Here is an 18,392-nt window from a genome sequence, read left to right on the forward strand (position 1 = left end):
TAACCTCGGTATATCTTACGTTCAATGGCATACCTTTTCCTTATTCCTAGCGCAATCGCCGGAATCATGATCGCTTGTACCGATATTCGGACACGACGAGTGCCCCGCATGGTCGTCGCCGCGGGGTCGGCCGCGCAGCTGGCATGCATCGTCGCATGGTGCATATGGTCGGGATCGTGGGCGCCGTTGGCATGGTCCATGGGATTCGCGCTGGCGTGCACGCTCGTGCAGCTGGCACTGGCGCTGGTCCGGCCCGGGGCGCTCGGCTTCGGCGACGTGACATGCACGCTGCTGATGGGATTGGCCGTCGGATGCCTCGGGGTCGAGGCCGTGGCCGTATGGTGGCTGTTCATGGGCCTGTTCGGTCTTGCCATGTTGGGAATACAGCGAGGCCGGGGCGGGGACTCCATCCCCTTCGCCCCGGCCATCGTGGCCGCCGCGTTCACGGCGGCGGCACTCAACGCGCTGTGACGCTCGCCTCCTACGCCTCCTAGTTCTTGGCCTCCCAGGCCTCGTACTCCTTGGCGTACTTCTGGAATTCGGCCTGATCGGCGGTGAACTTGGTCTCGCCGGTGTCGAGGTTCACGGTGACGAAGTACAGCCAGTCGCCGTCTTCGGGGTGCATGGCCGCGTTGATGGCCGTGTCCCCAGCCTGGCTGATGGGAGTCGGCGGCAGCCCCTTTTGGATGCGCGAATTGTAGGGGTTCTTCCCGTCGTTGAGCATCGCGCGGGTCAGGGCTCGCGGAGCCACGTTGTTGCCGTAGGCGACCACGGAGTCCATGCCCAGCGGCATGTTCCTCGCGAGTCGGTTCTGGATGACGCGCGAGACCTTGCCATAGTAGGAGCTCTGGTTCACCTCGCCTTCGATGATCGACGAGATGATGAGGATCTCCTCGCGCTTCGATCCCGTGGGCACTTCAAGCGAATCAAGGTGCTCGATGCGCTTGTCGACCATCTCCTTGAGGATGGCCGAAGCCGACTTCTTGCCCTTGACGTTGTAGTTGCCCGGCTGCAGCCAGCCTTCGAAACTGCCTTTGGCCTCTGACGGCAGGATGCCCTTGCCCTTGGCCTTGACGATCTTGTCGAATTCGGATTTGTCGATGCCGGAGAGCTTCGCGGCCTGTTCGATGACGGCCGAGGACCGTTCGCCCGGATTGACCACGAGGAATCCCGTGGCCTTGGTGGAGTCGGTGAGGATCTTCACCACGTCGTCGGCGCTCATGCGGTACCGCAGCTCGAACGTGCCCGGCTGCAGCTGGTCCTGCAGGCCGGAGTTCGTCACCGCCTGCTGGAACGCCACGCTGGACTTGACGATGCCCGCCTTGGTGAGGCTGTCTCCGATCTGCACGCTGTTCTGCCCGTTCTCGACGGTGAACTCCACGCTTCCGCTGCCCGGTCCCGGATAATCCGGGGCCTGGGTGCGGGAGACCTGCACCTTGTCGCGTGCGGCCGACAGGTTGGAGTACAAGAACCAGCCGCCGCCGATCACAGCCGCCAGCACGAAGACGGCCACGACGATCTTGACCACTCGGGAACGCTGCTTCTTGCGACGATGCTTACGGAGCTCCCGCCTCGACCGAGGCGGACGGGGCGGCATGGAGGGATCCAACTCGGATTCCCCGCCCGCTCCCACCCAGCGGGTCTGTTCGGCGAAGAAATCCTGCATATCATCGTCGTCGCTCATAAAGCCTCCACATCAGTATCCGTCTGCCTACCATGCCGGTCGGCCGCGTCCAGAGCGGCCTGCAGCAGCACCACGGCGGATTGCTGGTCCACGTTCGGTCGATGCGCGCGCATGCCCAATCCCGCTTCGAGAAGCTGGCGATGCGCGCTGACCGTGGTCATACGTTCATCCAGGAGTTGCACCGTTGCCGCAATCCCCGCGCCCTCGAGACGTCGCCGGAGGTTTCCGGCCCAGCGGCGTGCCTTCTTGGCGCTTGCCCCTTCCGTTCCATTTAACAGCAACGGGTATCCGACGACCACGTGGGATACGTGATTGTCCTCGATGACGTCCAGGACGTCGTACAGGGCCTGGAAATAGTCTCCCCGCACCTGGATGTTGCCAATGGGGTGGGCGAGGGTGAGCTCCGGGTCGGACAATGCGAGTCCGACCCGGGCGTTGCCGAGATCGACGCCCAGCCAGCATGACTTATCGGTCGCCATATGCCCAGCCGATCGTCCGCGGTCAGCGGCCCGCCACCTGGGCCTTGAGCGAGGCAAGGGCGTCGTCGACCTTCGACGCGTCCTGACCGCCGCCCTGGGCGAAGTCGGGCTTGCCGCCACCGCCGCCGCCGAGAACCTTGGACGCGGTGCGGACGAGGTCGCCCGCCTTCACGCCGTTGTCGCGGGCGGAGGAGTTCGTGGCCACGATGATGACGGGGTTGCCGTTCTCGCCCTCGCCGCACAGGGCGACCACCAGAGGCTTGCTTTCGCCGATGCGGCCGCGGACGTCCATCACGGTCTTGCGCAAGGCGTCGACCGAGCCGAAGCGCCCCACGTTCCGCGCCGCCACGACGATGTCGTCAGTGCTGTTCTTCGCATTCTCGACGAGCTGCGGCACCTGGCCCGCGAGGTTGCTCTCGTACATGGAGGCCAGACGGCGGTCGGACTCCTTGAGCTTGGCGAGCAGCGCGTTGACTCGTTCGGCCAGTTCGTCGGGACGTGCGTTGAGCTTGTCGGAAAGCTGGGAGACGAGGGCGTGCTCACGGGCGTTGTACTCGTAGGCGCCCTGGCCTACCACGGCGTCGACGCGGCGGACGCCGGTGCCGACCGAGGCCTCGGACATGATGGACACGGCGCCGATCTTGCCGACGTGGTCCACGTGGGTGCCGCCGCACAGCTCACGGCTCCAGCCGTCCTCGCCGATGGAGACGACGCGCACGATGTCGCCGTATTTCTCGCCGAACAGGTGCATGGCGCCGAGGGCGATGGCGTCGTCGAACTTCATCTCCTGGGTGGTGACGGCGAGGTTGTCGCGCAGACGGTCGTTCACCCGTGCCTCGACGGCGCTCATGACACCCTTGCTCGGGGCCTTGCCCCATTGGAAGTCGAAGCGCAGACGGTTCGGGGCATCCTCGGAACCACGCTGCGTGGCCTGGGGGCCGAGCTCCTCGCGCAGCGCCTTGTGCACCATGTGGGTGGCGGTGTGCGAACGGGCGATGGCGCCGCGTCGGGCCTGGTCGATGGTGGCGGTGACCTTGGCGCCGCGGACGAGCGTGCCCTCGGTCAGTCGGCACTGGTGCACGGTCAGTCCCTTGATGGGGTGCTGCACGTCGTCGACCTCAAGCACGGCGCCGTCGTCGGCGAGGATCTCGCCCTGGTCGGCGAGCTGGCCGCCGGCCTCCGCATAGAACGGTGTGCGGTCGAGCACGACCTCCACGGTGGCGGGGGCGGTGACGGCCGGGACGGAGCCCTTGCCCTCCTGGATGATGCCCAGCACGTTGGAGCGGCTGGAGAAGTCGGTGTAGCCGAGGAATTCGAGCGGCGCCTCAAGCGTCTTCTTGAAGTCGTCGTACACGGAGAGGTCCACGTTGTGACGCTTCTTCAGCGCGTCGGCACGTGCCCGGGACTTCTGCTCGCTCATGAGCTCGCGGAACTTGGCCTCGTCCACCTTCACGCCCTGTTCGGCGGCCATCTCCAGGGTCAGCTCGATCGGGAAGCCGTAGGTGTCGTGCAGCGTGAACGCGTCCTTGCCGGAGACTGTGGGCTCGGAGCCGGATTCCTTGGCGCGGTTCACGGCGACGTCGAGGATGGACGTTCCCTTGTCGAGGGTGCGGCGGAAGGCGTCCTCCTCGTCGTAGGCGGATTCGGAGACCTCGTGGAAGGTGTCGTTGAGCTCCGGGTAGCTGGGGGCCATGGCGTCCTTGGAGACGGGGAACAGGTGGGGCAGCACCTCGTCGGTGACGCCCAGCATGCGCATGGACCGCACGGTGCGGCGCAGCAGGCGGCGCAGCACGTAGCCGCGGCCCACATTGCTCGGGCGCACGCCGTCGCTCATAATCATGAGCGCGGAGCGCACATGATCGGCGACGACACGGAAGCGCACGTCGGCCTCCTCGTTCTCGCCGTACTTGAGGCCGGAGAGCCGTTCGGCCTCCTCGATGACCGGATAGACCTCGTCGGTCTCGTAGATGTTCTCCTTGCCCTGCATGAGGTAGGCGAGGCGTTCCAGACCGGCACCGGTGTCGATGTTCTTGTTCTCCAGCTCGCCCACGATGTGCAGGTCGGTCTTGGACTTGACGTTGTCCACCTCGTAGTTCTCGAACACGAGGTCCCAGATCTCGATGAAGCGGGTCTCGTCGGCGGCGGGGCCGCCGTCCTTGCCGTACTTGGGGCCGCGGTCGACGTAGATCTCGGAGCAGGGGCCGCCGGGGCCGGGGCCGCCGGTCGTCCAGAAGTTGTCCTCCATGCCGAAGATCTGCATGTGCTCGGGGTCGAAGCCCTCGTTGCGCCACAGGGAGCGCGCCTCTTCGTCGTCGGTGTACGTCGTGACCCACAGCTTCTCGGGGTCGAAGCCGTAGCCGCCCTCGCTCTGCGGCGTGGTCAGCAGCGTCCACGCATAGTGGATGGCCTCCTCCTTGAAATAGTCGCCGAAGGAGAAGTTGCCGAGCATCTGGAAGAACGTGCCATGGCGGGTGGTCTTGCCCACCTCGTCGATGTCGAGGGTGCGCACGCACTTCTGGTTGCTGGCCATGCGCTTATGGGGCGGGGTCTGCTCACCGAGGAGGTACGGGATGAACGGCACCATGCCGGCGATGGTGAACAGGGTGGTCGGGTTCGGCGAGATGAGGGACGCCGAGGGAACGACCATATGGTCTTGCTTCGCGAAATAGTCCAGGTATCGTTTCGCGATTTCCGATGTGCGCATGGATGTGCGGCTCCTTATGTTGATTGGTCTGGATCGAACGTTGTGGAATCGGCCCGGCCGTGGCGGACCCTGCTGCGGATGCGGCGATTCGGGAAGACGTGCGCGGCGCGCCCTCCCGACGGATGCTAGCGGGACGCCTTCTCGATGAACTGCCGGTTGAGCTCCTCCTCGCGCGCCCGCCGGTGCGTCTGGAAGTCGTCGAACAGCGACTGCACGGTCTGGAGCGTGATGGAGGGCTGCTCCTGCTCGGGGCCGAACACGAAACTGCGGGCGGGTTCGGGCGTATGCGCCTTGACATAGGCCTGCGCCTTGGTCACGGCCATCACGCCGACCCCGACGCCGATGGTGATCCACAGCAGTCGTTTGAACATGTCACTCCCCCTTGGCGGTGCCGTCGTTCGCGGTCGTCTCGCCGGCCGCGCGTTTGTTCAGGAAATCCCGTGCGGTCGCCTTCACCGCCCATGCGGCGGACGCGGCCTTGATGACCGGCTTGCCGAGGAAGGAGCCATAGAGGTCGGTCAGGGCCCCCACGTTCGTGGCGGAGCGTTGGGCGGCGTCGGAGATGGCGTTGACGTCATCAAGGGAGCGGTTCACCTTCTGCACGGTGGATACGCCCTCGTCCAGCGCCGGAACGGCATGGTCGCCGGTGTCCTTGACGGTCTGTGCGATCTGATCGAACAGCTTCCCCAGACGGATAAGCGGGTAGATCATGAATCCCGCCAGTATGGCGAACGCGATGGCGGCGATCAATCCGGCGATCTGGCCGATGTCCATGCCGATACCTCATTTCCTGACGATTTCGTGCGTCTTGGACGCAATACAGCATAACAGGCTATCACCTGATGCGAACACCGGCGTCATTGGTTGTAGGAGACGATGGTGATGCCGCCTTCGTCCAGGGGCTTCGACGGATCGTAGTCCAATACGGTCACGCTGCCGTTCGCGGGACGTTCGGTCAGGTCGTATCCGGCCGGCGCGAACCGATGCATAAGACTCAACAACGTGTTGCCGTGTGAAATGACCAGGACATCGTCGCCGTCATGGAGATCCGCGTTCGCGGCGATGATGTCGAAGCCGCCCTCGATGCGCCGCCAGTATTCGGATTCGCTTTCGGCGTCATGGAACGGATCGGCCTCCTTGAGGAAGTCCTTGGTGGCCGCCAGACCATATCGCTCGACGATGGCGTTGTAGGTCTTCACCCCGTGGGGGGCGCCGGCCGCATACCAGGCCATGGCCATGTCGAGCCCCTCGTAGTACCCGTAGAACTGCTCCCGGAAATGCATGTCCACGGTCAGCGGCGGACGCCGATGCCCGGCCGCCTCGCTGATGTCGAGGATCGACCGCGCCGTCAGCTCGGCCCTCGTGGTATCGGAGCAATAAGCGGCGACGAACTCGACGTCCGCCAGCTTATGGCCGGCCTTTTCGGCGTCGGCGACGCCGGACTCGGTCAACGGCGAGTTGGACCACCCCTGCAGGCGGTTGTATCGGTTGAAATACGTCTGTCCGTGTCGGACCAGATGCAGATGAAACGTCATTTCTCCTCATTCCCATCGTTTACGCGGCATGATTCGGATATTCCGGCCTGGTCGACACCGTCGACGGCCGCCGTCCCCATCACTGTACCAGCGGCTTCCATCGCGGCATCTCCTCATGCCGCAGGTCGGCGGGGCCGTTCTCCCAGTCCAGAAGACCGGCGACCTGCGGTCCGGTGTTGAACTCATTCAACGACCAGACGCGCCTGCCGCCCGGACGACATCCGGGGGTGAGCCTCGACCAGAAGGCGTTGCGCATCGCCCCCAGCCCGTTCAACCCGTCCGGATTCATGCCGATCAGGGTCTCCACCGTCGCCACGATCCACGAACCGTGGCTGACCACGACCAGGGTGGTGTCCTCGTCATCGTTCTCGTGGACGGACACGATCGCGTTCAGGGCGTCGGCGCCCCGGCGGCCGCAGTCGACACGGCTTTCGACGCCATAGCGCAGTTCGCCGCCCGTGTGGGCTCGCCACGAACGGTATGCGGCATCGTCGATCTGCCTGATCTCGGGACGGGTGAGCCCCTCCCATTGACCGAAGCTGCGTTCCCGGAACCGTTCGTCGAGTATGACCGGCAGACCAAGCAGGTCCGCGAACGCATGGGCCGTCTGCTCCGCACGGAACAGGTCGGACGACATGACGATCATGGATCGTCCCGCCACCGGGGCGTTGCGGTACTCGTCGATGTCGCTGAGCTCGGCGGCGCCGGGCCCCGGCTGGGGCAGCGCATCCGGATGGCGGGCGATGTTGGAGACCTTGGCCCAATAGAACCTTCTGGCGAGCTCGTAGCCGGTCTGGTCGGCCTGCCATTGCCCGATGACGTCGAGGGGCACATCGATCTGTCCCTGCAATCGGTGCGCGAGGTTGTATGCGGTTCGTCCGTGCCGTATCAGCATCACTTCGGTAATCATGGTGTCCCGTCCCGTCTGACGTGCCCGTGGGCCTTACGGTTCATCATCATAGGATGATGCCGGGAGCCGAACGCACGAGAGACGGGCAAAACAGGGTTTTCCGATATGGGGCCTATTGTTGAGGGGTATCGAGGACCATAGACCATGCGGAACGGGATTTCATCATGGATATCATACTGGCCGCCGGGAGCCCGGCGCTTCGCGACGCCTTGGGCGACACGCTTCGCAGGGCGCATCATACGGTGATCGCATTCCCCGTGCCCGCCGACGAGGAACCGCCCGACGACGTCCGCGCCGATCTGGTCATCATCGACGACGGGTTCCCGTTCCAATCCCATCCGGATCAATGGAACATCGTGTTGCGCAATATGCAGACCGCGCCGACGATGATGCTGCGCTCCCCCGCATTGGGGCGGGCCGGGACGAGGTCGCCGCTGCCCTCCGAGCTCGCATCGGTACACGCCGGAATCCTGCTGGACAAGCCCTTCTCCGACGCGCAGCTTCTGGCATATGTGCGGATGGTGCGGGAGCATGGCACCGGACATGGGCCACTGCTGGCCCGCGGCGGCCTGGTGCTTGACACCGAATCCAAACAGGCCTTCTACGGCGATGACACGCCGATCGCCCTCTCCCCCCGCGAATACGCCGCACTGCTTGCCCTCATCGAGGCGGACGGCTCCTATCTCTCCTTCGAGGAGCTGCTCGAACGCGTGTGCGGCCGCGGAGTGTTCGAGCAACGGGACATCATGACGACGGTGATGTACCGGCTCATACGAAAGATGCGCCGCGTCGGGCTGTTCATCACGAAGCACGGCGACAGCTACCGCATCGGATAGGCCGACAACTTCCCGCGGGAGGCGGCCCTCAAGCGCCCCGCATCACGGTGGCGCCGAACGGCATCAGCGCGAGTTTCGCCATCTTGAACGATTGCAGTCCGAACGGGATGCCGATGATGGTGATGCAGTTGGCGAGACCGGCGATGACGTAGCCGATGGCCATCCACAGACCTGCCAGCAGCAGCCAGACGATGTTGAGCAGCGTCGAGCCAAGTCCTCCCCCATAGACGATTTCCTTGCCGAACGGCGTCAGGGTCAATTGCGCCATCTTGAAGGCCTGCACACCCAGTGGGATGCCGATGACGGTGATGCACAGCACGAGTCCGATGATGGCCCAGCCGATGGCCAGGAACAGTCCCCCGAATATCAGCCAGATGATGTTACCGATGAGTCTCATGGTCTTCTCCCCTTTTTTCGCGGAATACTGCAATCATTTGCAGTCCCGTCTCTTGGAATCGTCGATGACTCCATTATCGGGGATTCGATCATGGACCGCCATGCGGGTTCACCCTGATTCCTCCCCCATTCCACCCTGAAGGCATCAGGGAAGGCAGGCGCGCGGGAAAAGAAAAACCCTGCGGGCCTTTCGGCACGCAGGGCGATGATCGAAGACGATCAGCGAGCGTAGAACTCGACCACGTACTGGATGTTCACCTGCACCGGAATCTCCTCGGCTGCGGGCTTACGGGTCAGGGTGGCCTTCAGCTGCGCGAGGTCGACCTCAAGATATCCCGGGACGGCCGGCAGCACGTCACGGTGCACGCCTTCCGCGGCGATCTGGAACGGAACCATGGTCTGGCTCTTCGGACGGACCTGGATGGTCTGGCCGGGCTTGACCTTGTAGCTCGGACGATCGACCTTGTTGCCGTCGACCATGATGTGGCCGTGGACGATGAACTGGCGGGCCTGCGCGGTGGTGCGGGCGAAGCCGGCACGCAGCACGAGGGCGTCGAGACGGGACTCGAGGAACTGCAGCATGGCGTTGCCGGTCTGTCCGGGCTCATGGGTGCCCTTCTCGTAGGCGGCACGGAGCTGCTTCTCGGAGATGCCGTACTGGGCGCGCAGACGCTGCTTCTCACGCAGACGGACGGCGTAATCGGACTCGGTGCGACGACGGGTGCGGCCGTGCTCGCCGGGGGCGTACGGACGCTTCTCGAAGATTCGCTGGGCCTTCGGGGTCAGGGCGATGCCGAGGGCGCGGGAAAGACGCACCTGACGGCGGGAGCGCTGAACGTTAGTCATGGTTTGACTCATCCTTTGTTTCTGTCGTTATCTGAACGGAACGCATGGACGCGCCATGCGCTGAGTCGGCCTCTCCAATGCTTCACCGCGTCTTGATGACACGCGAACGGCGTCCTTGCGGACGCCGCCGACCCATTGACGGGCTAAGACTCCAGATAGGTCCTGCCGGTTGGCAGACACCAAGACGTAAATTCTACACCTTCGCACCGAACCGGTCAATTCACTGACGGCCCAGGCATGTCGGGAAGTCCCCGCCGGCAACCGCCGGACGGTCACAGCTTCTCTATCGGGGCCACTCGCAGCAGAAGCCGTTTGACGCCGTCGGAACCGAAGTCGACCGTGATCACCGAGTTGCGGCCCTTGTCCTCCACCGCGATGACCTTGCCCAGACCGTACTGGTCATGGGACACCCTGTCGCCTTCATGGAAGTCGGCCACATCGAGCTGGCTCGGCCGCGACGACTCCGCGGCCTTGGCGGCCGCCGCGCTCTTCGCCTTCGTCAGTGAATCGAGCAGGTCCTTCTTCATGCGTCTTGTGGTCACCCTGCCCGATCGGCCCGACGACGAACCGCCATACGACGAACCATACGACGAACCGGATGAATATCCTCCGCGGGATGAGCCGCCTCGTGAGCCATGCCCCGATCCGTACGACCCGCCCCCGTATCCGCCACGGGAGGACGACGACCCATACGACCCATACGATGACCGGTCCGACGACGCACGACGCGACGCCGACCCCCAACGGGAACGCGACCCGTATGACGATGACGACGAGGAGTATCCTCCTTCGAATCCCCCGAACTCGTCGTCACCGTCGTCGCGCCAGCCGCCGCGCAGGGAGTCCACGCCGGTCTCCCGGCGCTTCCACTCGATGAGGTTCTCGGGGATGTCGTCGAGGAACTGGCTCGGCAGCATTTCGGCGGCCTGCCCCCATTGGGCACGGACGGCGGCGCGGGTGACGTACAGAACCTGCCGGGCGCGCGTTATGCCCACATAGGCGAGACGCCGCTCCTCCTCAAGTTCGCTTTCGTTCTCCATGGCCCGGGAATGGGGGAACGTCCCCTGCTCCATGCCGGTGAGGAACACCACGGGGTATTCCAGCCCCTTGGCCGTGTGCAGGGTCATGAGGGTGACCTTGCCGGTGTCCTCGTCCCCGTCGGGCAGCTGGTCGCTGTCGGCCACAAGCGCCGTGGTCTCAAGGAAACCGTTAAGCGTGGGATCGGGCGTGTTCTGCTCGTACTCCGCCGCCGTGGACTGGAGCTGGGACAGATTGTCCACCCTCGTCATGTCCTGTGGGTCGGTCGATTTCCTCAATTCGGCCACCAACCCGGATTTCTCCAGGACCTCCGCCACGATCTCGCTGGGGCTGCCGTCGTTCCCGGCGGCGAACGTCTGCAGGGCACGCATGAGGTCACGGAACTGCGTCAGGAGCTTCGCGGTGCGGGTGGGGACATCCGGCATGGATTCGAGAGATTCGAGGGCCTCCCATACGCTGGTACGATGCTCGGCGGCGAACGCGGTGAGCACGGCCTCGGCGCGCGCACCAAGACCTCGCTTCGGCACGTTGAGGATGCGGCGCAGGTTCACGTCGTCGGAGGGGTTGGCGATCGCCTGAAGGTAGGCCATGGCGTCCTTGACCTCCTTGCGCTCGTAGAACTTGGTGCCGCCGACGAGCTGGTACGGGATCCGCGCGTTGATGAGCGCCTCCTCCAGGGAGCGGGACTGTGCGTTGGCGCGGTACATGAGCGCGATGTCGGAGTACCGGAAGCCCTCCTCTGCCGTCAGCCTTGCGATCTCGCCGGCGATCCACGCGCCCTCCTGCTGGGCGTTGTCGGCGGCGTAGCCGATGATCTTCGACCCGTCGCCGAGCGCGGTCCACAGCCTCTTCGGCTTGCGGCCCGGATTGAGTGCGATGACCGCGTTGGCGGCGCTGAGGATGGTCTGGGTGGATCGGTAGTTCTGCTCCAGCAGGATGGTCCTGGCGTCGGGGAAGTCCTTCTCGAACTCCTGGATGTTGCGGATGTCGGCCCCGCGGAACGCATAGATGGACTGGTCGGAGTCGCCGACCACGGTGATCCATGCGGGACCCGTCCTGCCGGCGCCGCGGGCGCCGGGCTCCCGTGCCCCTCCCGAGTCCACGCCGCCGAGCTCGCGGACCAGCACGTACTGGGCATGGTTGGTGTCCTGATACTCGTCGACGAGGATGTACCGGAACTTGCGCCGATAGTATTCGGCCGTCATGGGATCGGCTCGCAGCAGTTCGACGGTGCGCATGATGAGGTCGTCGAAGTCCACGGCGTTGGCCGTGGCCAGCCTGTACTGGTATTCGGCGTATACGCAGGCGTAGAGCTCCTCGACGTCGCCGAAACCGCCGATCTTCGAGCCCCTCTGCCCCGGCTTGAACTGCGGGGCATGCTCCTTGAGCCGCGTACGCCAGTCGATGAGGCCGTTCTTGTAGTCGGAGATGTGGGCGAGGATGGAACGCGGCGTATACCGCTTGACGTCGATGTTGAGCTCCGTGCAGATGATCTTCACGAGCCGCTGCGAATCGGCGGTGTCGTAGATGGAGAACCCGGACCTGAGCCCGATTTTTTCTCCGTCCCGGCGCAGGATGCGCACACATGCCGAATGGAAGGTGGAGACCCACATGCGCTGGGCCACCGGCCCGATGAGCGTGGTGAGGCGCTCCTTCATCTCGGCCGCCGCCTTGTTGGTGAAGGTGATGGCAAGGATCTGGCTCGGCCATGCGCCGACCTGGCTGAGCAGCCACGCGATGCGCCGTGTGAGCACCCGCGTCTTGCCCGACCCCGCGCCGGCGGCGATCAGCAGCGCCGGGCCGTCGTATCTCACGGCCTCGGCCTGCTGCTCGTTGAGACCGCCCAGAAGTTCTTCGGCGCTGCGGGCAATGACTTCGGGCTGTTCGTTCATCATCATTCGCGTTCCCCTTACGATGCTGCCGTCGTGGTTGTTCCACACTCGAAAACCGAGTACAGCAATCTACCATCCGGCTCGGTCAAGCGAAGGAGCCGGGACGTCGTCCCGCGAATGGCCGTCACCGTTTCGCGGCGTGTTCCTCGATAAGCTCCCCCAGGTTCGTGTCGTCGTCCATGTAGTGGTCGAACACGTCGGTGATCGCCTTCGATGGCGGCTTGGTGGCCAGCGACGCCACGACGATGGCCAATGCGGAGACGAGGAACGCCGGAAGCAGCTCATAGATGCCGAATACACCTCCGAGGGGCTTGACGAGGATGTTCCAGACGAACACGGTCACGGTTCCGCAGACCATGCCGGCGATGGCGCCGGGGACGTTCGTGCGACGCCAGTAGAGGCTGAACAGCATGAGCGGGCCGAAGGACGCGCCCAGTCCCGCCCACGCATAGGAGACCACCTGGAAGATGGATGAGTTCTGGTCGGATGCGATGACGCAGCCGAACACGAACACCACGAGGATGGTGATGCGCGCGACCCACATCACCTGCCGGTCGGATGCGTTGCGTCGGAAGATGCCGCGGTAGATGTTCTCGGCCACGGCGGAGCCGGCGATGATCATGTAGCTCGACGAGGAGCTCATCGACGCGGCGAAGATGCCGGAGACGACCACGCCGCACACGAAGCTCGGCAGCAGCATCTGGCTCAGCACGATGAACACGCTTTCGGCGGCGGACTGGCTGCCGAACTGTGTGGGCAGCATGGCGCGTCCGAGCATACCGATGGCGATGGCGCAGCCGAGCGAGATCACCACCCATACGGTGGCGATGATGCGGGACTGTTTGATCTCCTCGGCGTCGCGCACGGAGAGGAAACGCACCAGCACCTGGGGCATGCCGAAGTATCCGAGGCCCCAGGCCAGCAGCGAGACGATGGTGATGGCGTCGAAGTCCGCGGGCGCCCCGAACAGCGGCATGCCTCCCTGCGTCAGCTGCATGCCTGTGGACGGGTCGAGGCTCGGCGTGGCGGTGTGGCCGGCGCTCAGATAGCCGGGGATGCCGCCGAGGAAGGCTGCGACATGGTCGATGCCCCCGGCGTTGGCCACCGTGCCGACGCAGACGACGGCCAGCGCGAAGAACATGAGCATGCCCTGGATGAAGTCGGTCAATACGACGGAAAGGTATCCTCCGATGACGGTGTAGAGGAAGACGACGATGGCGCCGGCCACCATCATCAGATGGTAGTCGAGTCCGAAGAGCGTGTCGAAGAGCTTGCCCACGGTGACGAAGCAGCTGCCGACGTAGACGGCGAAGAACACGATGATGATGAGGGCGGCGAGGGTGGAAAGGATGTTCCTGGTGTCGCCGAACCGTTTGGAGAAGTAGTCGGGTATGGTGATGGCGTTGCCCGCAGCCACGGAATACCGGCGCAGTCGCTTGGCCACGATCCTCCAGTTGAGATATGTACCGATGGCGAGTCCCGCGGCGGTCCATCCGGCGTCCGCGACGCCGGTGAAGTAGGCGAGGCCGGGCAGTCCCATGAGCAACCAGCCGGACATGTCGGAGGCCTCGGCGCTGAGCGCGGTGAGCCAGGGGCCCACTCCCCTGCCGCCGGCGAAGTACTGCGATGCGGATGAATTCGACCGGCGCGAGTAGAAGAATCCGATCGATAGCATGGCCACGAAATACAGGACCATGGCGATGAATACCCAGATGTCGCTTGACTTCACGAACCGCTCCCTGTTCTCTATGCATGTCGTGCCGGTCTTGCGGCACGGAGACCTTACTATAGCCTTCTCTGGACGGGACTCCCGATGTGTCTCACATGGTAGAGTCCAAACCCCGGTTTGTACCACGGTCCATTCGTGTGGGCCGCACGGGCCACGTGCCGTGTGACGCCGATGCACGGTGTCGTCACCTCCGCCACGTATGCTACGTACCACCCTATTGTTCTATCCGAATCGATTTCAACGAGGTGATTATGAAGGAGCTTGAGGATCGGATCCGCAGGGAGGGCATCGTGAAACCGGGCAACGTGCTCAAGGTGGACGCGTTCCTGAACCATCAGTGCGACGTGGCGCTCTATGATGCGATGGGCGCCGAATGGGCAAGGCATTTCGCGGGCAGGACCATAACGAAGATCCTCACCATCGAGGCATCGGGCATCGGCATCGCATGCGTCGCCGCACGCCATTTCGGCGACGTGCCGGTCATCTTCGCGAAGAAGGCCCAGTCGATCAACCTTGATGGCGACCAGTACGTGTCGACGGTGTATTCGTTCACCAAGCAGCGCGAATTCCCCGTCATCGTCTCCTGCAAATATCTGGGTCCGGACGACCACGTGCTGCTGATCGACGACTTCCTGGCCAACGGCAAGGCGTTGCATGGCCTCATCGACATCTGCGAACATGCCGGCGCGACGGTCGAAGGCATCGGCATCGCCATCGAGAAGGGTTTCCAGGGCGGCGGCGATGAACTGCGGAAGCTGGGATACGACGTGGATTCGCTGGCCATCGTCGATTCGATGGATCCGGAGAACGGGACCATCGAATTCCGTCGTTGACGACCGATTGCATCATCCACCCAAAAAGGAAAAAAGAGAAGAGAGATATGTCGAATATGAAGGAGAGGAAGGGCGGACCGGGTATCTCGGCGGAGGCGCTGAGGTCGCTTGACGCCCCGGTGTCGTTCTGGAAGGGCATTCCATTCGGCCTGCAGCATGTGATGGCGATGTTCGTGGCGAACCTCGCCCCGATCTTCATCGTCGCGAATGCCGCGCGGATGACGCCCGAGCAGTCGGCGGCGGTGATCCAGGCGGGTCTTCTGGTGGCCGGCCTGGGCACGTGCCTGCAACTGTATGGCGCTTGGATGATCGGCTCCCGCCTGCCGATGGTCACGGGCATCTCGTTCACGTACGTGGCCGCCGCCACGGCGATCTGCGCGGACAGGGGCTATGGGGCCGTGGTCGGCGCGGTCATGGTCGGAGGCCTGCTGGAACTCGTGTTGGGATTGACGGCGAAATACTGGCGCCGTTTCGTGCCGCCGATCGTTTCGGCCATCGTGGTGACGTCCATCGGTTTCTCGCTGCTGTCGGTGGGCGCGACGAGCTTCGGCGGCGGCGACGCCTCGTCCCCGGAATTCGGTTCGTGGAAAAACCTGACGCTGGGCCTGGTTTCGCTGGTCGCGTGCCTGGCGTTCCAGCTACTGATGAAGGGCACGGCCAAGCAGCTTTCCGTGCTGTTCGGCCTAATCGTCGGGTATGTGGCTGCAATCTGCATGGGCATGGTCGATTTCTCCGGGTTCCGGCATCTCTCGGTCGTGTCCGTCCCGCAGTTCATGCCGTTCCGCCCGGAATTCGACTGGGGCGCGATCATCTCCATCGGACTGCTGTATGTGGTCTCCTCCGTCGAGGTGCTCGGCGACACGGCCGCATTGGCCAAGGTCGGGCTCGACCGTCAGCCCACCGAGCGAGAGACGGCCGGAGCCATCGCCGGCGACGGCCTGATCTCCTCGGTCTCCGGCCTGTTCGGATGTCTGCCGCTGACGAGTTTCGCGCAGAACATCGGTCTGGTGGCCATGACGAAGGTCGTCAACCGCAAGGTGATCCTCTCCGGCGGAGTGATCCTGGTTCTCGCGAGCTTCGTGCCGGCGGTCGCCGAGGTGTTCAACTCCCTGCCGCAGGCGGTGCTGGGCGGATGCACCATCATGATGTTCGGCAACATCATCCTTTCCGGATTCCAGATGATCTCGGAGGCCGGATACTCCCAGCGCAACATCACCATCGCCGCGCTGAGCCTGACCGTGGGCATCGGATTCACGCAGGTGAACCACATCTTCGTGCACTTCCCCCCGTTGTTCCAGCAGATTTTCGCGTCGAACTGCATCGCCGTGGCGTTCGTCGTGGCGATCGTCCTCAATCTGGTGCTGCCCGGCGAGGAACGTTTCCTGGCCGCCGCGAACACATCTTCCGGGGACGGGCATGACAACGGGTCGGGCAACGACTGACCCACCGGTCGACGACCCGGACATGGAAGAGAAAAAGCCGGTTCCCCTCACGGGGCCGGCTTTTTCTTATGCAACGGACGCGCGCCGGTCAGTGGCCTTGCGCGATCCAATCCCTGATGGCCTGCTGGATCGCCTGCGGGTAGATGTCGCCGCCGGCGCCTTCCTTGGGATGCACGCCATCGCTGTACAGCAGGTCGGGGTGCTGCGAGATGGCCGCATCCCAGTCCACGTACACGGTGTTCTCCGGATGCGCCTGCGCCCAGGTGCGTATGACGTCGTTGGATTCGGGAATCCAACTGTCCGGGCCGTGACCGTTGACGAGCACCATGACGGTGGACGGGCCGACCTGTGCACGAATCTGGTCGAGCTGGTCGGTGGTGACGACCGAGTTCGTCACCAGGCCAAGGACCAGCCAGGGGCGCATGCGACCCTCGGCCTGGAACTGTCCGATCAGCGTCCCGGCCTCCGTGATGGCGCGGCTGGTCTTGGCATCGACGAGGATGCCCGGGAAGCGGTTCTCGATTTCGGGGGTCGACATGTCCATCACCGAGTCGCCGATGGCGATTATCTGGTCGCCAGTGGGGAACGCATGCAATGCGCGCTTGGGTTTCGGCGCCGGCCGGCGCGTCAGTTCCCCGTTCATGCGGGAGCGTTGCGCGGCCTCCTTCTCCATGCGTTCGAGCGCGATCTGCGTGCTGGTCTTCGCCGGGGCGTCGCGCCATGCCACGACCCCTCCGGAGAACGCCATGAGTACGACGGTCAGGGAGGCGATGCAGCGGAAGAGCGTGCGCGCGGTGAGAGGCGGGACGGGGACGATGCCGAGCAATCCGCCGACGGATGCGGGACGCTCGATGAGCAGATGCGACATGCCGGCTGCGAGCGCGGTGAGGGTCAGGGCGGTGGCGGCATCGATGAGGGGCCGGTCCATTCCCCATGCGCGTGCCTGCACGGATGTGAGGAGCCATAGCGGCCAGTGCCATAGGTAGATGCCGTAGGAGTATCGTCCGATGACGGCGAGGGGATGTATCTCGAACAGGCCCTGCATCCATGAGTCGTCGGTTATGGTGCCGGCGATGAGCAGGGTGGAGAGGATGGAGGCGAGGGCGATGCCGCCGTGGAACGCCGCCGTGTCCTGTTTCATCGTTATGGCTAGTACGATGAGCGCGATCATTGCGAGGAATGCGCCGTAGGCGGCTGCCTCGTGTCGGCAGCGCATGATGATGCGTGATGGGGCCGGTCGGCGGGCCGGTCGTGTCATGTCACGGTCCGTCCGCTTTTTCTTTGTGTGGTGGATGGCGTATACGGCCCAGGCCAGTGCCATGCCCAGCAGGAATCCCCCGGCATGGGTGTCCGTTCCCTCGTATACGCGGGTCGGTGCGGAGGGATCATACAGCCGTGCCATCCATGCGAAGCTTGCGCCGGAGAGACCTGTCAGGATGATGATTGCGGGCGCGGGGTGCCGTAGTTTCCACAGCAGCCATACCAGTGCCGGTGCGGCGATGTACAGTTGGGCGAGCAGGGCGATGAACCATAGGTGTTTGAGCATTTGCGGGTTCATGGTGTCGAAGTAGCTGCCGCCCGAGGTGATGGTGGTCCAGTTGTGGATGAAGGTGAGGGCGGCGACGGCCTGTTTGCGTATGCCCACGAGGAGGTCCGTCTGGATGGCGGCGGCGAGGCCCATGACGGCGGGGACCATGACGATGGGGGCGGGCCAGAGGCGCCGCAGTCTGCGTGTGAGGTAGTCCACCCAGCCGATGCGGCCATTGGCGCTGAGGCGTTTGATCATGCCGATGGTTATGAGGAATCCGCTGACGGTGAGGAACACGTCCACGCCGATGAATCCTCCGGGCAGCATTCGGGGGTTGTAGTGGTAGATGATGATGGACACGAGAGACAGTCCCTTGATGCCGTCTATTCCGCGGAAGCGCCGAGGTCCGACCGTCTGTTTCTGGAGGGTGTTTTTAGTCACCTGCTTACTTTTAGTATGCGGATCAGGCAATTCACGGCATACGTCCATGATATGGATGCATGTGGGCGGACGAACTCATATGAATTTTCGATGAACGGG

Annotated in this window: 16 protein-coding genes; 4 read left to right on the top strand and 12 right to left on the bottom strand. The window is 64.1% G+C overall.

Annotation, left to right across the window (positions count from 1 at the left end; translation table 11 throughout):
- Positions 1-108: 108 nt before the first annotated feature.
- Positions 109-471: a peptidase A24 gene (locus DF200_RS00725; RefSeq protein ID WP_241520062.1), complete on the top strand. Its 363-nt coding sequence runs from the start codon at positions 109-111 to the stop codon at positions 469-471.
- Positions 472-490: 19 nt separating this feature from the next.
- Here DF200_RS00725 and mltG read toward each other — a convergent pair whose 3' ends face one another.
- From mltG to DF200_RS00760, 7 genes are all read right to left on the bottom strand, one after another.
- A complete protein-coding gene (gene mltG, locus DF200_RS00730) occupies positions 491-1,684 on the bottom strand; it encodes an endolytic transglycosylase MltG (protein ID WP_109136383.1) in 1,194 nt (397 codons plus the stop codon).
- On the bottom strand, positions 1,681-2,163 hold the full coding sequence (gene ruvX / locus DF200_RS00735) for a Holliday junction resolvase RuvX (RefSeq protein ID WP_109136384.1): 483 nt from the start codon (positions 2,161-2,163) through the stop codon (positions 1,681-1,683). The genes mltG and ruvX overlap by 4 nt, the downstream gene beginning before the upstream one ends.
- A 22-nt stretch (positions 2,164-2,185) precedes the next feature.
- Positions 2,186-4,867, bottom strand: a complete 2,682-nt coding sequence (alaS, locus tag DF200_RS00740; protein WP_109136385.1) for an alanine--tRNA ligase — start codon at positions 4,865-4,867, stop codon at positions 2,186-2,188.
- A gap of 125 nt (positions 4,868-4,992) precedes the next feature.
- Complete coding sequence (locus DF200_RS00745) at positions 4,993-5,238, bottom strand: hypothetical protein (RefSeq protein ID WP_109136386.1); 246 nt, start codon at positions 5,236-5,238, stop codon at positions 4,993-4,995.
- Position 5,239: 1 nt separating this feature from the next.
- On the bottom strand, positions 5,240-5,641 hold the full coding sequence (locus DF200_RS00750) for a DUF948 domain-containing protein (RefSeq protein WP_109136387.1): 402 nt from the start codon (positions 5,639-5,641) through the stop codon (positions 5,240-5,242).
- Between the two features lie 83 nt (positions 5,642-5,724).
- On the bottom strand, positions 5,725-6,402 hold the full coding sequence (locus DF200_RS00755; protein ID WP_109136388.1) for a histidine phosphatase family protein: 678 nt from the start codon (positions 6,400-6,402) through the stop codon (positions 5,725-5,727).
- Positions 6,403-6,481: 79 nt separating this feature from the next.
- Positions 6,482-7,312 (bottom strand): histidine phosphatase family protein, encoded by an 831-nt coding sequence (locus DF200_RS00760; RefSeq protein ID WP_109136389.1) that lies wholly within the window; start codon positions 7,310-7,312, stop codon positions 6,482-6,484.
- A gap of 164 nt (positions 7,313-7,476) precedes the next feature.
- On the opposite strand from DF200_RS00760, the gene DF200_RS00765 reads away from it, so the two are divergent.
- Complete coding sequence (locus DF200_RS00765; protein ID WP_109136390.1) at positions 7,477-8,148, top strand: winged helix-turn-helix domain-containing protein; 672 nt, start codon at positions 7,477-7,479, stop codon at positions 8,146-8,148.
- Positions 8,149-8,176: 28 nt separating this feature from the next.
- On the opposite strand, the gene DF200_RS00770 is transcribed toward DF200_RS00765, so the two are convergent.
- From DF200_RS00770 to DF200_RS00785, 4 genes are all read right to left on the bottom strand, one after another.
- On the bottom strand, positions 8,177-8,545 hold the full coding sequence (locus DF200_RS00770) for a YccF domain-containing protein (protein WP_109136391.1): 369 nt from the start codon (positions 8,543-8,545) through the stop codon (positions 8,177-8,179).
- A 218-nt stretch (positions 8,546-8,763) separates the two neighbouring features.
- The gene (gene rpsD, locus DF200_RS00775) at positions 8,764-9,390 is read right to left on the bottom strand and encodes a 30S ribosomal protein S4 (RefSeq protein ID WP_109136392.1); all 627 of its coding nucleotides are present in this window, start codon (positions 9,388-9,390) and stop codon (positions 8,764-8,766) included.
- A 272-nt stretch (positions 9,391-9,662) separates the two neighbouring features.
- Positions 9,663-12,320 (bottom strand): UvrD-helicase domain-containing protein, encoded by a 2,658-nt coding sequence (locus DF200_RS00780; protein ID WP_109136472.1) that lies wholly within the window; start codon positions 12,318-12,320, stop codon positions 9,663-9,665.
- Positions 12,321-12,444: 124 nt separating this feature from the next.
- Positions 12,445-14,016, bottom strand: a complete 1,572-nt coding sequence (locus DF200_RS00785; RefSeq protein WP_109136473.1) for a sodium/proline symporter — start codon at positions 14,014-14,016, stop codon at positions 12,445-12,447.
- Between the two features lie 284 nt (positions 14,017-14,300).
- Between DF200_RS00785 and DF200_RS00790 the strand changes: the two genes are divergently transcribed.
- Positions 14,301-14,882, top strand: a complete 582-nt coding sequence (locus tag DF200_RS00790) for a xanthine phosphoribosyltransferase (protein ID WP_109136393.1) — start codon at positions 14,301-14,303, stop codon at positions 14,880-14,882.
- 56 nt (positions 14,883-14,938) lie between these two features.
- The gene (locus DF200_RS00795; RefSeq protein WP_109136474.1) at positions 14,939-16,324 is read left to right on the top strand and encodes a nucleobase:cation symporter-2 family protein; all 1,386 of its coding nucleotides are present in this window, start codon (positions 14,939-14,941) and stop codon (positions 16,322-16,324) included.
- Positions 16,325-16,412: 88 nt separating this feature from the next.
- Here DF200_RS00795 and DF200_RS00800 read toward each other — a convergent pair whose 3' ends face one another.
- A complete protein-coding gene (locus tag DF200_RS00800) occupies positions 16,413-18,293 on the bottom strand; it encodes an acyltransferase family protein (RefSeq protein ID WP_158275736.1) in 1,881 nt (626 codons plus the stop codon).
- Positions 18,294-18,392: the final 99 nt, after the last annotated feature.

The sequence above is a fragment of the Bifidobacterium catulorum genome, assembly GCF_003129925.1.
Taxonomy (GTDB): Bacteria; Actinomycetota; Actinomycetes; order Actinomycetales; family Bifidobacteriaceae; genus Galliscardovia; species Galliscardovia catulorum.

Excerpts from the sequence above, each read along its gene's own strand:
- DF200_RS00790 (WP_109136393.1), top strand. The coding sequence starts at position 14,301 with ATGAAGGAGCTTGAGGATCGGATCCGCAGGGAGGGCATCGTGAAACCG.
- DF200_RS00795 (WP_109136474.1), top strand. The coding sequence starts at position 14,939 with ATGAAGGAGAGGAAGGGCGGACCGGGTATCTCGGCGGAGGCGCTGAGG.
- DF200_RS00785 (WP_109136473.1), bottom strand. The coding sequence starts at position 14,016 with ATGGTCCTGTATTTCGTGGCCATGCTATCGATCGGATTCTTCTACTCG.
- DF200_RS00765 (WP_109136390.1), top strand. The coding sequence starts at position 7,477 with ATGGATATCATACTGGCCGCCGGGAGCCCGGCGCTTCGCGACGCCTTG.
- DF200_RS00780 (WP_109136472.1), bottom strand. The coding sequence starts at position 12,320 with ATGAACGAACAGCCCGAAGTCATTGCCCGCAGCGCCGAAGAACTTCTG.
- DF200_RS00755 (WP_109136388.1), bottom strand. The coding sequence starts at position 6,402 with ATGACGTTTCATCTGCATCTGGTCCGACACGGACAGACGTATTTCAAC.
- DF200_RS00745 (WP_109136386.1), bottom strand. The coding sequence starts at position 5,238 with ATGTTCAAACGACTGCTGTGGATCACCATCGGCGTCGGGGTCGGCGTG.
- ruvX (WP_109136384.1), bottom strand. The coding sequence starts at position 2,163 with ATGGCGACCGATAAGTCATGCTGGCTGGGCGTCGATCTCGGCAACGCC.
- DF200_RS00750 (WP_109136387.1), bottom strand. The coding sequence starts at position 5,641 with ATGGACATCGGCCAGATCGCCGGATTGATCGCCGCCATCGCGTTCGCC.
- mltG (WP_109136383.1), bottom strand. The coding sequence starts at position 1,684 with ATGAGCGACGACGATGATATGCAGGATTTCTTCGCCGAACAGACCCGC.
- alaS (WP_109136385.1), bottom strand. The coding sequence starts at position 4,867 with ATGCGCACATCGGAAATCGCGAAACGATACCTGGACTATTTCGCGAAG.
- rpsD (WP_109136392.1), bottom strand. The coding sequence starts at position 9,390 with ATGACTAACGTTCAGCGCTCCCGCCGTCAGGTGCGTCTTTCCCGCGCC.
- DF200_RS00725 (WP_241520062.1), top strand. The coding sequence starts at position 109 with ATGGTCGTCGCCGCGGGGTCGGCCGCGCAGCTGGCATGCATCGTCGCA.
- DF200_RS00770 (WP_109136391.1), bottom strand. The coding sequence starts at position 8,545 with ATGAGACTCATCGGTAACATCATCTGGCTGATATTCGGGGGACTGTTC.
- DF200_RS00760 (WP_109136389.1), bottom strand. The coding sequence starts at position 7,312 with ATGATTACCGAAGTGATGCTGATACGGCACGGACGAACCGCATACAAC.